The organism is Nonomuraea sp. NPDC004702 (genome assembly GCF_053601695.1).
In genome coordinates this window covers 42,714-54,193 of record NZ_JBSGCE010000037.1, presented here as the reverse complement: position 1 = coordinate 54,193, position 11,480 = coordinate 42,714, and the positions used below count along the sequence as shown (strand labels likewise).

13 protein-coding genes are annotated in these 11,480 nt (G+C 73.9%); 2 read left to right on the top strand and 11 right to left on the bottom strand.

The window, feature by feature from the left end; all coding sequences use genetic code 11:
* Positions 1-8: 8 nt before the first annotated feature.
* The 9 genes from ACWEJ6_RS35515 to ACWEJ6_RS35475 form a co-directional block, all read right to left on the bottom strand.
* Positions 9-647, bottom strand: coding sequence for an adenosylcobinamide amidohydrolase (locus ACWEJ6_RS35515; RefSeq protein ID WP_364332063.1), 639 nt, complete (start codon positions 645-647; stop codon positions 9-11).
* A complete protein-coding gene (locus ACWEJ6_RS35510; RefSeq protein WP_452429459.1) occupies positions 644-1,420 on the bottom strand; it encodes an ABC transporter ATP-binding protein in 777 nt (258 codons plus the stop codon). Before ACWEJ6_RS35510 ends, ACWEJ6_RS35515 begins: the two co-directional genes overlap by 4 nt.
* Positions 1,417-2,466, bottom strand: coding sequence for a FecCD family ABC transporter permease (locus ACWEJ6_RS35505; protein ID WP_452429457.1), 1,050 nt, complete (start codon positions 2,464-2,466; stop codon positions 1,417-1,419). Before ACWEJ6_RS35505 ends, ACWEJ6_RS35510 begins: the two co-directional genes overlap by 4 nt.
* 2 nt (positions 2,467-2,468) lie before the next feature.
* The gene (locus ACWEJ6_RS35500) at positions 2,469-3,446 is read right to left on the bottom strand and encodes an ABC transporter substrate-binding protein (RefSeq protein WP_452429455.1); all 978 of its coding nucleotides are present in this window, start codon (positions 3,444-3,446) and stop codon (positions 2,469-2,471) included.
* Between the two features lie 215 nt (positions 3,447-3,661).
* The gene (locus tag ACWEJ6_RS35495; RefSeq protein WP_387665931.1) at positions 3,662-4,519 is read right to left on the bottom strand and encodes a Gfo/Idh/MocA family protein; all 858 of its coding nucleotides are present in this window, start codon (positions 4,517-4,519) and stop codon (positions 3,662-3,664) included.
* Between the two features lie 72 nt (positions 4,520-4,591).
* A complete protein-coding gene (locus tag ACWEJ6_RS35490; protein WP_358302412.1) occupies positions 4,592-5,404 on the bottom strand; it encodes an SDR family NAD(P)-dependent oxidoreductase in 813 nt (270 codons plus the stop codon).
* Positions 5,401-6,618, bottom strand: coding sequence for a cytochrome P450 (locus ACWEJ6_RS35485; RefSeq protein WP_452429453.1), 1,218 nt, complete (start codon positions 6,616-6,618; stop codon positions 5,401-5,403). The genes ACWEJ6_RS35490 and ACWEJ6_RS35485 overlap by 4 nt, the downstream gene beginning before the upstream one ends.
* The gene (locus ACWEJ6_RS35480; RefSeq protein WP_358302417.1) at positions 6,615-7,571 is read right to left on the bottom strand and encodes a phosphotriesterase family protein; all 957 of its coding nucleotides are present in this window, start codon (positions 7,569-7,571) and stop codon (positions 6,615-6,617) included. Before ACWEJ6_RS35480 ends, ACWEJ6_RS35485 begins: the two co-directional genes overlap by 4 nt.
* The gene (locus ACWEJ6_RS35475) at positions 7,556-8,323 is read right to left on the bottom strand and encodes a phytanoyl-CoA dioxygenase family protein (protein ID WP_387665923.1); all 768 of its coding nucleotides are present in this window, start codon (positions 8,321-8,323) and stop codon (positions 7,556-7,558) included. The genes ACWEJ6_RS35480 and ACWEJ6_RS35475 overlap by 16 nt, the downstream gene beginning before the upstream one ends.
* Positions 8,324-8,382: 59 nt before the next feature.
* Here ACWEJ6_RS35475 and ACWEJ6_RS35470 point away from each other — a divergent pair, with 59 nt between their 5' ends.
* Both ACWEJ6_RS35470 and ACWEJ6_RS35465 read left to right on the top strand, forming a co-directional pair.
* The gene (locus ACWEJ6_RS35470) at positions 8,383-9,309 is read left to right on the top strand and encodes a TIGR03621 family F420-dependent LLM class oxidoreductase (RefSeq protein ID WP_452429449.1); all 927 of its coding nucleotides are present in this window, start codon (positions 8,383-8,385) and stop codon (positions 9,307-9,309) included.
* A complete protein-coding gene (locus ACWEJ6_RS35465) occupies positions 9,302-9,886 on the top strand; it encodes a histidine phosphatase family protein (protein WP_352323671.1) in 585 nt (194 codons plus the stop codon). The genes ACWEJ6_RS35470 and ACWEJ6_RS35465 overlap by 8 nt, the downstream gene beginning before the upstream one ends.
* A gap of 38 nt (positions 9,887-9,924) precedes the next feature.
* Here the strand turns inward: ACWEJ6_RS35465 and ACWEJ6_RS35460 are convergent, their stop codons facing one another.
* Complete coding sequence (locus ACWEJ6_RS35460; RefSeq protein WP_452429447.1) at positions 9,925-10,668, bottom strand: maleylpyruvate isomerase family mycothiol-dependent enzyme; 744 nt, start codon at positions 10,666-10,668, stop codon at positions 9,925-9,927.
* Between the two features lie 20 nt (positions 10,669-10,688).
* Positions 10,689-11,447, bottom strand: a complete 759-nt coding sequence (locus ACWEJ6_RS35455) for a hypothetical protein (protein ID WP_452429445.1) — start codon at positions 11,445-11,447, stop codon at positions 10,689-10,691.
* Between the last annotated feature and the right edge of the window lie 33 nt (positions 11,448-11,480).

Genomic DNA, 11,480 nt, shown 5'->3' with positions numbered 1-11,480 from the left:
CAAAATTGTCACCTGTAGTCACCAGGCCGCCACGCCTCGGCGCCGCGGCGGACGGCGGTGTGGACGGCGCGGGCCGCGCGGGCGCCCCACTCCGAGCGGGGGCCGCCGAAGAGCTGCTCGGGGCCGTCCTGCGGCACCACCACGCAGACGGCGTCCGAGGCGGTGCCCGTGCAGGGGTAGCCTGCCTCGATCAGCGCCTGGGTCTTGGCCTCGGTGACCGTCATGACCAGGTTCACCAGCGCGGCGTCGGTCATGGCGACGGGCAGGACGGTGACGATGTTGACGGTGCCCGCCCGCATGGGGGCGAGCTCGGGGTCGGCGGCGCCCTCGGGGGCGGCGGCCCAGGTGGGGACGCGCAGCCCGACGGTGGCCACGGCCTCGGCTCCCCCGTCGGCGGCCCGCACGTACCGGTCGACGGAGGCGGCGGTCAGCATGCCGACGCCGGGGCCGGACGGGCCCAGCTCGACCAGGTGGTCCACCGGGTCCATCCGCGCGTAACCGGCCACGACCTGGGCGTTCAGCACCCATTCGCGGGGGCCGATGCCGCCGCCGAGCATGGCCGAGGAGATCATCCGGAAGCCGGGCCCGAACTCCCACAGCAGGGACCCCAGCCGGGTCCCCTCCTCCACGCGATAGGTCAGCTTCACGTCCCACCTCGCACCAGGTGCACCACGGGCCGCCCGTCGGGGCCCGGCTCGATCTTGACACGGGCGTCGAAGTGCCGTCCGATCAGCGCCTCGGTGAGCACCTGTTCGGGGCGGCCCGTGGCGGCGGCGTGGCCGTCGGCCAGCAGCATCAGGGAGTCGGCGTACAGGCCGGCGACGGTCAGGTCGTGCAGGGTGGTGACGACGGTCAGGCCGTCGGCGCGGCGCAGGCGGTCGACCAGTTCCAGCACCTGCTGCTGGTGGCCGAGGTCGAGCGCGGTGGTGGGCTCGTCGAGCAGCAGCACGGGGGCCTGCTGGGCCAGCGCCCTGGCCAGCACGACGCGCTGGCGCTCGCCGCCGGACAGCTCGCCGACGCGGCGTCCGGCGAAGGAGGTCAGGTCCAGCCGGTCCAGCACGGACCCGGTCACCTCGCGGTCGTGCCGGCTCTCCCGTCCCAGATAGGGGATGTACGGCGTGCGCCCCAGCAGGGCGTAGTCGAAGACCGTCATGTCGGGCGGCAGGGCGGGCGTCTGCGGGGCGTAGGCCAGCAGCCTGGCGCGCTCGCGGGGCTTGAGCGCGGCGAGCGGGCGCTCGTCGAGCACGACCTCGCCGCCGTGCGGGACGATCGCGCCCATGACGGTCTTGAGCAGCGTGGACTTGCCCGCGCCGTTGGGCCCGATGATCGCCAGCCACTCGCCGCGCCGCACGTGCGCGTCGACGCCGGTCAGCACGTCGCGCTCGCCCAGGCGCACCGACAGGGCCCGTACGCCGATCACGTGGCCACCCGCCTGGTCATGCGCAGGACGCCGACGAAGAACGGCGCCCCGACGAACATCGTGACGACCCCGATGGGCAGCTCGGCCGGCGCGATCACGGTACGGGCGATGAGGTCGGCCGCCACGAGGAAGGCCGCGCCGCCGATCAGCGACAGCGGCAACACGATCCGGTACGAGCCGCCCGCCAGCCGCCGGACGACGTGCGGCACGACCACGCCGACGAACCCGATGAGCCCGCTGACCGCCACGGCCGACGCGGTGGCCAGCGAGGCGGCCACGAGGACGGTCAGGCGCACCCGCCCGGCCCGTACGCCGAGGCTGCCGGCCTCCTCGTCGCCGACGCTGAGCACGTCCAGCATCCGGCCGTGCAGCAGGAGCAGGACGGAGGAGACCGCGGCGTACGGCAGCACCAGCAGGAGCTGGTCCCATCCGCCGCCGACGTCGCCGAGGATCCAGGAGTAGATGCGCTCCAGCTCCTCGACCTTGAGCTGCTGGACGAACGTCTGGATCGCGGTCAGGAACGACGTGACCGCCACCCCGGCCAGCACCAACGTCGCAGTGCCGCCACCGGTGCCGCCACCGGAGCGGCCGGCCGCGTTGCCCAGCGTGTACGCCAGGAACACCCCGCCCACCGCCCCGGCGAAGGCCGCGACGGGGATGCTCGCGCTCGAACCGGGCAGCAGCACGATGGCCAGCGTCGTGGCCAGCCCGGCGCCGGAGGCGGCCCCCAGCAGGTACGGGTCGGCCAGCGGGTTGCGGAACACGCCCTGGTACCCGGCGCCGGCCATGGCCAGCAGGCCGCCCACGACCGCGGCGACGAGCACCCTGGGCAGGCGCAGCTCGTACAGCAGGCCCTGCTCGACCGGCGCGAGGCCCGAGTCGGCCGAGACGAACGGCAACCAGTCCGCCACCTGGAGGACCACCTGCCACGGCGAGATGTCCGCCGCGCCGCCGAGCAGCCCGGCGACCATCGTGAGGGCCAGCACGGCGAGGGCGCCCGCCACCCAGACGGGACGCGCCCTCGACGGCTGCGCCTTGCCTGTCACGCTCAGCCCGCGCCGCCGGCCTTGGCCACGGCCGCGCCGATCGCCTGGGCCAGGTCCACGACGCGCGGGCCCCAGCGGGAGGCGAGGTCGTCGTCGAGCTGGATCACCTCGTCGTTCTTGACGGCCGAGAGGTTCTTCCAGCCGGGCCGCTTGACCAGCGTCTCCTTGCTCTGCTGGCAGCACTTGACGTCGGCCAGGAAGATCAGCGCGGGGTCGGCCTGGGCGACGAACTCGGCCGACAGCTTGGGGTAGCCGCCCGCCGCGTCCGGGGCCTGGTCGGCGATGTTGGTCAGCCCGAACATGGAGTAGACCTGGCCGATGAACGTCTTGGACGTGGCGGCGTACGGCGTCTGGTCGAGCTCGTGGTAGTAGGTGAGCTTCTTGTCCTTGGGGGCGTCGGCGGCCAGCTTGGCCATGGCCGCCTTCATGCCGGAGACGACCTCGTCGGCCTTGGCCTTGTTGCCGGTGGCCGCGCCGATCTCGCTGATCTCCTCGTACGCCTCCTCCAGCCCGGTGGCGGCCGGTTCGAGCAGGACGGGGACGTTCACCTTGGCCAGCTCGGCGACGATCTTGTCCTGGTCGTTGGAGAGGATGACCAGGTCGGGCTTCTTGGCGATGATCGCCTCGACGTTCGGCTTGAAGCCGGACAGGTCGCTCTTGGGCGCCTCCGGCGGGTAGTTCGACTGGTCGTCCACCGCGACGACCTGGGGGCCGGCGCCGACCGCGAACAGCGTCTCGGTGTGGGTGGCCGAGAGCGAGACGATGCGTTCGGGCTTCTTGGCGAGGGTGACCTTGCCGTTGCCCGCCTCGACGGTGACCGGGAAGTCCCCGGTGCTCGCCGCCGCGGTCGCGGCAGGGGGGCCGGTGGGGGAATCGGTGGGGGAGTTCGAGGGGGCGACATTGGCGCCGGTCTGGCCGCATCCGGCCAGGACGAGCGTTCCCAGCAGCGCGCCCGCGAAGGCCGTGCGTACGGGCCTCACGAGTAGTCCTTTCACACTGTCGGAACCGAGAGACCCGCGATGAGCGACGGATCACCCTTTTCCACGAGGGTTGATGACGTCGGCGCAGAGGCAGGCGACCTGGCTATGACAGTTGCGGGACAGCGCCGGAATCGCACCGGACTTCGCTGCAGCACTGCGCGTCGGACAAACGTTATCAATGCCCCAGACGTCCTCGACGTCAAGGGGTCTCGGGGTCAGGCGTCGAGTTGCGCCTCGGCGGCGGCGATGATCTCCTGCAGGCGCAGGCCGTGCGCCGCGTCCAGCGGGTGGCCGCCGCCGCGCCGGACGGTCTGGGCGAACTCCTCGGCCACGACCTCGAAGGGGTCCTCGTCGCCGGGCAGCAGGACGGCGTTGCCGGTCCTGCCGTACACCTCGAAGGTCGAGGGCGGCAGGTCGCCGACGGCCGCCATGCACAGGGACGCCTCGCTGACCGCGCCGCCCTCGTGCTCCAGCAGCAGGCCGGTCCAGCCGAGCGGGTTGCCGTGGGCGCGCACGCCGACGACCCGGCCGAGCGCGGCGTCGAGCAGGTCGATCACGTGCGGGCCGACGTCCAGCAGGGCGCCGCGCTCCAGCCGCCACGGGGTGGCGAACGGGTTGCCGCCGAGCAGCGCGCCGGAGATGTTGGCGGCGTGCCCGCCGAACGGCTGGATCTCGGCGCAGCGGGCCAGGAACGTGCGGGTCGGGGTGGCGTAGCGCATGGTGAGCATCATCTGCGAGGGCACGCCCGTCTCCGCCACGGCCTCGGCCACCCGCATGGCCCCCTCGACGGAGTCGGCGAGCGGCTTCTCCAGCAGCAGCGCCTTGCCCGCGTGGGCGGCGCGGACGGCCAGCTCGGCCTGCACGCCGGGCGGCACGCAGAACGCCACGGCCTCGCAGGCGTCGAACAGCTCCTCGACCCGCTCGTACACCGGGGCGCCGAGCCTGGCGGCCTGCTCGGGGCGGCGGGCCCAGACGCCGGCGAGCCGGGTGTGGGGGCCCTTGGCCAGCATCGGCGCGTGCGCCATCTCAGCCCAGGGCCCCGCCCCGATCAGCCCGACCGCGACCGGCTCCATCCGTCCCCCTTAGTCCGCTTTTCTCCAGACCTTAGATCCTCTGTCCGGGCTCCCGCCCACCGGCCCCTGCGGTCAGGCGCGGGAGCGGTGGATGGCGTGTTCCGGGCGGTGGACGAGGGTGCCGCCGTCGAGGGCGATGGTCTGGCCGGTGATGCAGCGGGACTCGGCCGAGGCCAGGAAGCCGACCAGGTCGGCGACGTCCTCGGGGGCGCAGGGCCAGGGCAGGAGGCGTTCGGCGGCCTTGTCGGCGAGCTGCCCGGGGGTGAGGGCGCGCTCGGCGGCGGCGGTCATGACCAGGGCGGGGGCGACGGCGTTGCAGCGGATGCCGCGGGCGCCGTACATGGTGGCGACGTAGCGGGTGAAGCCGACCAGGGCCGCCTTCGAGGTGCCGTACGCGGCGTGGTCCACGTCGCCGGTCAGGCCCGACACCGAGGAGGTCAGGACGATCGCGCCGCCGTCGCGCATCACCGGGACGACGTGCTTGACCAGCAGCATCGCGCCACGCAGGTTGACCTCCATCGTGCGGTCCCAGACGGCGGCGTCCATGGCGGTCAGGTCGCGGTCGCGGCCGTAGACGTCGCGGTCGAGGCAGGCGGCGTTGGAGTGCAGCACGTCCACCCGGCCGAAGGCGGCCACCAGCGCGGCCACCGACTCCGCCACCTGCTTCTCGTCGGACACGTCGCAGGTCAGCGCCATGGCGGCGCCGCCCCGGGCGCGTACGGCGGCGGCGGTGGCCCGGGCCGGGGCGGCGCGCAGGTCGAGCACGCCCACCCGGGCGCCCTCGGCGGCCAGCCGGGCCGCGCACGCCGCGCCTATGCCGGACCCCGCCCCCGTCACCAGCGCCACCCGCCCGCCGAACCGCCCGTTCGAGGGATCCGCGGTCACCACTCCACCTCCAGCGCGCTCAGCCCGCGCCCCACCAGCGACCTGCGGTAGGCGACGGGCGCGTCCGGGGCGAGCCGCAGGCCGGGCAGGCGGCGCCCGAGGACGTCGAGCGCGGTGCGCAGCTGCAGGCGGCCGAGCGCCGCCCCGACGCAGAAGTGGATGCCGTACCCGAAGACCAGGTGGTCGGCGGCGTTGGGACGGTCGATCACGAACCGTTCCGGGTCGGGGAAGACGGTCTCGTCGTGCCCGGCGGAGTCGGTGGACAGCAGGACGAGCGAGCCCGCCGGGATCGTCACGCCGTGCAGGACGACGTCCTGGACGGCGTGCCGGAAGGAGCCCAGGGAGGCGCCGTCGATCCGCATGCACTCCTCGACCGCCCCCGGGATCAGGTCCGGCGGCACCGGCCAGGCGTCCTCGCGCAGCAGCCGCAGGACGCTGTTGCCGAGCTGGTTGGGGACGGTGTCGTTGCCGCCGAGCAGGATCGTGGAGATCAGCTCGACGACCTCACGATGGCTCAGCTCGTCGCCGATCAGCGAGGTCATCAGTGACGTGAAGTCGTCCCGCGGGTCCTTGGCGCGGGCGGCCACCAGGCGGTCGACGTAGTCGAGGTAGGCCAGGAAGCTGTCGGCCAGCTCAAGCTGGCGGGCCGGCGGCTGCGGCGACAGGAACAGCATGAACCAGTCCTTGACGTGCGCCTGCACGAACGCCTCGTCGGCCGCGGGCACGCCGATGAAGCGGGCGGTCAGCTTGACCGACGGCTCGTGCCCGATCTCGGCGACGAAGTCGGCCCGGCCCCTCGGCGCGACCCGGTCGAGGACGTCCTCGTTCAGCCGCCGGAAACGCTCCTCCATGGCGGCGACGGCCCGCGGCGTGAAGGCCCGGGAGACCGAGCGGCGCAGGCGGGTGTGGTCGGGCGGGTCCACGTTGGCCACGAAGCTGGACAGGAACGAGCCGTGCTCGCCCAGCTTGGCGCGGGTCTGCGGGGTGAGGCTGCGGGAGATCGTCAGCGACCCCTCGGAGGAGAAGCGGGCCGGGTCGCCGTACGCGGCGCGCACGTCGGCGTGGCGGGTCAGCACGTACGCGCCCAGGTGCTCGCTGCGGAACACCGGCCGTCCGGCGCGCAGGCGGCGCAGGAAGTCGTACGGCGCGGCGACGTGCCAGTCGGCGGCGACGTCGAAGTCCTGCGCCGAAGCGGGGGTCGTCGCAGAGGTCATCGCAGGATCCTCCTGGGGTTGTCGACGAGCATCTGGTGGAGCTGGTCGCCGGTGACGCCGCGGCTGCGCAGTTCGGGCACGACGTCGCGGGAGATGTGCAGGAGGTGGTAGTTCGGGTGGCGACGCCGTACGACGTCGGGGTCGAACCGGTCATTGAAACAGTACGAATCATGACCTAGAACCATTTTTCCGGCGTGGCCGCGTTCGCACATCGCCGCCACCACCGCCACCCGGTCCTCGAACGAGCTGATCGTCTCGATGCCGAACCGGTCCATGCCCAGGTAGGAGCCACCCGCCACCAGCTCCTCCAGGTACGCCAGGTCCGTCGAGTCGCCCGCGTGCCCGATCACCACCCGTTCCAGGTCCACGCCGAGCGAGCCGAGCAGCCGCTGCTGCTCCAGCCCGCCCCTGGAGGCGCTGTGCGAGTGCGTGGTGATCGGCGCGCCGGTGGCCAGGTGGGCCTCGGCCACGGCCCGGAACACCCGCTCGCACCCCTTGGTCATGCCGAGGTGGTCGGAGGCGCATTTCAGCATGGCCGCCTTCACCCCGGTCCGCCCGATCCCCTCGGCGAGGTCGCGGACGAAGAACTCGGCCAGCCGGTCCGGGCCGCCGAACAGCGACCCCGGCCCCCGGTTGCCGAAGTACGGCGGCAGCGCGTCGTAGGTGTAGAGCCCGGTGGCGGCCACGATGTTCACCGACGTCAGCTCGGCCACCCGCTGGACCGCCGGGACGTACCGGCCGAGCCCGACGACGGTCAGGTCGACGATCGTGTCGATGCCCTCGGCCTTGAGCGCGTCGAGCTTGGCCGCCGCCTCCCGCGCCCGCCGCTCCAGGTCCCAGCCCTCGGGGACGTCCGGCCAGTTCCACAGGATCTCCGGGCTGAGCCCGAACACGTGCTCGTGCATCAGCGTCGCCCCGAGGTCGGCGACCGGTCCCCTCACGGTCTCAGGCACGGGAACCTCTCGTGCTCGAAGGGCCGGTTGACCTCCAGGCCGAGCCCGTCGGTCTGCCGGTACGGCAGCCCGGTGTAGAGGGCGTCGGCGTCGAAGTAGGTGACGGTGAACGACAGGCGGGCGGCGTCGCGCCGGTTGGCGGGCGCGCCGTGCACGGTGAGCGCGTGGTGCACGGTGGCGTCCCCGGCCCGCAGGTCGAGCGGCGGCGACAGCTCCAGCTCGGCGAGCCAGGGATGCTGGCTGAGCTGGTCGTCCCCGGCGCGGGTGAAGCTGCGCCCGAGCAGGCCGCAGCGGTGGGAGCCGCTGTAGAAGCGCAGCGACCCCATGTCGGCGGGCACGTCGGCCAGCGCCAGCCACACGGTCAGCATGGCCGAGCGGTCCATGGGCATCCACGGGAAGTCCTGGTGGAACTCGGTGGCGCCGTGCTCGCCCGGCTCCTTGACCAGCAGGTTGGTGACCTGCACGCGCACGGCCCGCACCCCGCCCAGCAGCCGCACGGCGTTGCGGCCCATGGCCGGGCTGGTGCTCAGCGCGCCGAACAGCTCGTCCTCGGCGGCGACGTCGCGGGACTGCCCGAAGGCCCGGTCGACCGGCGTGTCCCCGGCCCGGCTGCGCGACCGCAGGCGCTCGCGGGCCCGTTCGCGCAGCTCGCCGACCGTGTCCGGGGCGACGAGCCGGTCCAGGCGGACCCAGCCGTGCTCGCCGAAGAACGCCACCTCGTCGTCCGTCGCCTGGCGTACCGGGATCTCCATGGCCACCAGTGTGCCACTCCAAGCAAGCGCTTGGTAAGATCCGGGTCGAGGAGGATGCCGTGCGACGGTTCAGGTTCGGTGCGGTGCTGCGCGGGGCACGGTCCGGCAAGGAGTGGGCCGAGCGGGCCAGGCGGCTGGAGGCGTCCGGCTTCGACGTGCTGCTGGTGCCCGACCATCTGGTCGGCCCGCGCTTCGCGCCCGTCGCGGCGCTGACGGCGGCGGCCTGCGCCACCACCCGGCTGCGCGTCGGCACGCTGGTGTTCGCCAACGACTTCCGGCACCCGGCCGTGCTGGCCAAGGAGGCCGCCACCCTGGACCTGCTCTCCGGCGGACGCCTGGAGCTCGGCCTCGGCACCGGCTGGATGGCCGACGAGTACGACCGGGCCGGGCTGCGGCTGGACCCGCCCGGCGTGCGTCTCGACCGGCTGCGCGAGGCCCTGGAGGTGATCAAGGGCCTGTGGGACGGCGGCCCGCTGACGTACGAGGGCGCGCACTACCGCCTGGCCGGGCTGGAGCAGGAGCCGCGGCCGGTGCAGCGCCCGCGCCCGCCGATCCTGCTGGGCGGCGGCGGCCCCCGCATGCTGGCCCTGGCCGCCGAGCACGCCGACATCGTCAACCTCGGCACCCGCGTCAAGGCGGACGGCACCGGCCCCGACCCGCGCGACGCCGGACCGGAGGCGTTCCTCGCCAAGCTGGCGCTGCTGCGGCGGAGCCCCCGCCACCACCTGCTGGAGATCGGCACCAGCGTGATGCAGGTGGGCGAGCGCAAGCCGGAGGAGTCGTGGAGCGCCGCCGACAGCTCCCGGCTCGGCGACACGCCGCAGGTGCTGCTCGGCACCCGCCGCGACATCGCGGACCAGCTGCGCCACTGGCGCGAGGCGCACGGCGTCACCTACTTCGTGCTGCATCACGAGCGTGACCTGGCCGCCTTCACCCCTGTCGTCGAGGAGCTGGCGGCTCTGCCGGATGATGGACCTCATGGATGAGATGTTGTTGCTGAGGCACGGAGCCACCGAATGGAGCACGGCCGGCCGGCACACCGGCCGTACCGACCTGCCCTTGACGCCCGAGGGGGAGGATCAGGCCAGGGCGCTGGCGCCGCTGGTCAAGGCGTCCGCGTTCGGGCTGGCGCTGGTCTCCCCCGCGCAGCGGGCCCGCCGTACGGCGGAGCTGGCCGGTTTGACGGACTACGAGGTCGACCCCGACCTGTGGGAGTGGGACTACGGCGGTTACGAGGGCATCACCACGCCGGACATCAGGAAGACCCGGCCCGGCTGGTACCTGTGGCGTGACGGCGTGATCCCCGGCGACGCCGAGCATCCCGGCGAGAGCGCCGCCGAGGTGGCCGCGCGCGCCGACCGGGTGATCGAGCGGGCCCGCGGGGCCGAGGGGCGGGTCGTGCTGGTGGCGCACGGCCATTTCCTGCGCGTGCTGGCCGCCCGCTGGCTCGGCCTCGACCCGGCGGACGGCCGTTTGCTGCGGCTCGACACCGGCACCTACTCCCGGCTCGGCTTCGAGCACGCCGAACCGGTGCTGCTGAGCTGGAACTCGCCGGTCGCCTGAGGGGGAACGCCGGGGGCGCGGCCCCTTGAGGAGACCCGTCAGTCGCAGCCGAGGGTGGCGGCGGCGCGGATCAGGTCGCGGGTGAGCTCTTGGTCGCCCTCCGACGCGTGCGGGAAGGCGTCCGGGGGCCACCGGCCGGCCACCAGCCGGCAGAAGTCCACCGCGCCGGCCGAGATCAGCCCGGCGTCCCGGCCCGGGGTGCGCGAGAGCGGGACGGTCCACGTGCCGCCCCCTGGCCCGGTCAGCACGACGGTGACCGAGACGTCGCGGCGCGGCCCCCGCAGCGCCCGGGGCAGCAGCGCCAGGCCGAACTCGGCGACCAGGCGCACGTGCCCGGCACGCGGCGGCGCGGGCGGGCGGCCGGTCGCGGCCCTGATGTCGTCGGCGTGCGTCCAGGTCTCGAACGTGCGCTGGACCAGGGCCTGGCGCAGCGGCGCGCGGGCCGGGCGCGCCCCCGCCAGCGCCACCTCCACCCCGAGCAGCACCTCCCCGGCCCTGGAGAGCCGTTCCAGCAGGGCCCCGGCCTGCTCCCGCCAGCGCCGGTGCTCCGGGGCCGCGCCCGCGCCGGGCAGGCCCATGAAGAAGGCCACGGTGGCGTCGTTGGCGGCCAGGTGCCGGACCAGGTCGCGGACCGTGCCGTGCCGGGCGATCGGCGCGTCCCACTGGGCCGGGCTCAGCTCGGCGAGCAGATCGTCCATGAGCGCCACCTGCTCGGCGTACGGCACGGTCACGGACGCCACGCCCCCGGCCTCGCCCACGCCGTAGAGGTACGGGTCCGTCATGGCTGCCTCCGCAGCCGACGCTAGCCCGGCCGTGGTTCCCGCGCCAGACGGCTGCCGGGGAACGGCGCGAGCAGGGTCTCGCGCCAGGGGCCTTCGAGGTAGCCGCGGGCCCGCCTGCCCCAGTCGAGCAGCCGGGAATCGGGCGGGACCTCGTCGTCGAGCCCGAGCGCGGCGTCGCGGGCGCGCTGGGTGGCCAGGTGGTCGTCCAGCGAGACGGCCCACATGGTGACGGCCTCGGTGTCGCAGAACAGCACCTCGTACAGGCCGGTCAGGGTGTGGCCGTGCTCGGCCAGCAGGGGGGCGCGCTCGGTGCGGACGGCGTCCAGGTAGTCCAGCGCGGCCCCGGGGCGGACGCGGGCGCTCTCGAAGAGGTAGAACTCGGCGGCGGGGGCGTCGGCGAGCGGCGGGCAGCCCGGCGCGGCGCCGAGCGGCCTGGAGAAGGCGGAGAAGCGCAGGTCGTCGATGTCGGACAGGAACAGGCGCTCGTCGACGCCCTGGTAGATGTCCATCATCTGGCGCCAGCCGCCGTCCCACCCGCCGTGGCAGTCCCACAGCGTGACGGCCTTGAACTGGGGGTGGCCGGTGATGCCCACGGCGTAGAAGGCGCCGACGAGGTCGATCTCGCGCGACCTGATGGACATGCCGGTGGTCAGGGCGGGCTCGGCGCGGCTCTCGTCCTCGCGTTTGTAGCGGGTCAGCCAGGTCAGGTACTCCAGCGGCCGCCTGGAGTTCATCGGCCGGAAGTCGACCTCTTCGAGCAGGTGGATCGCGCGCCGCACCACGCCTCCTCTACCAAGCATTTGCTTGGCACG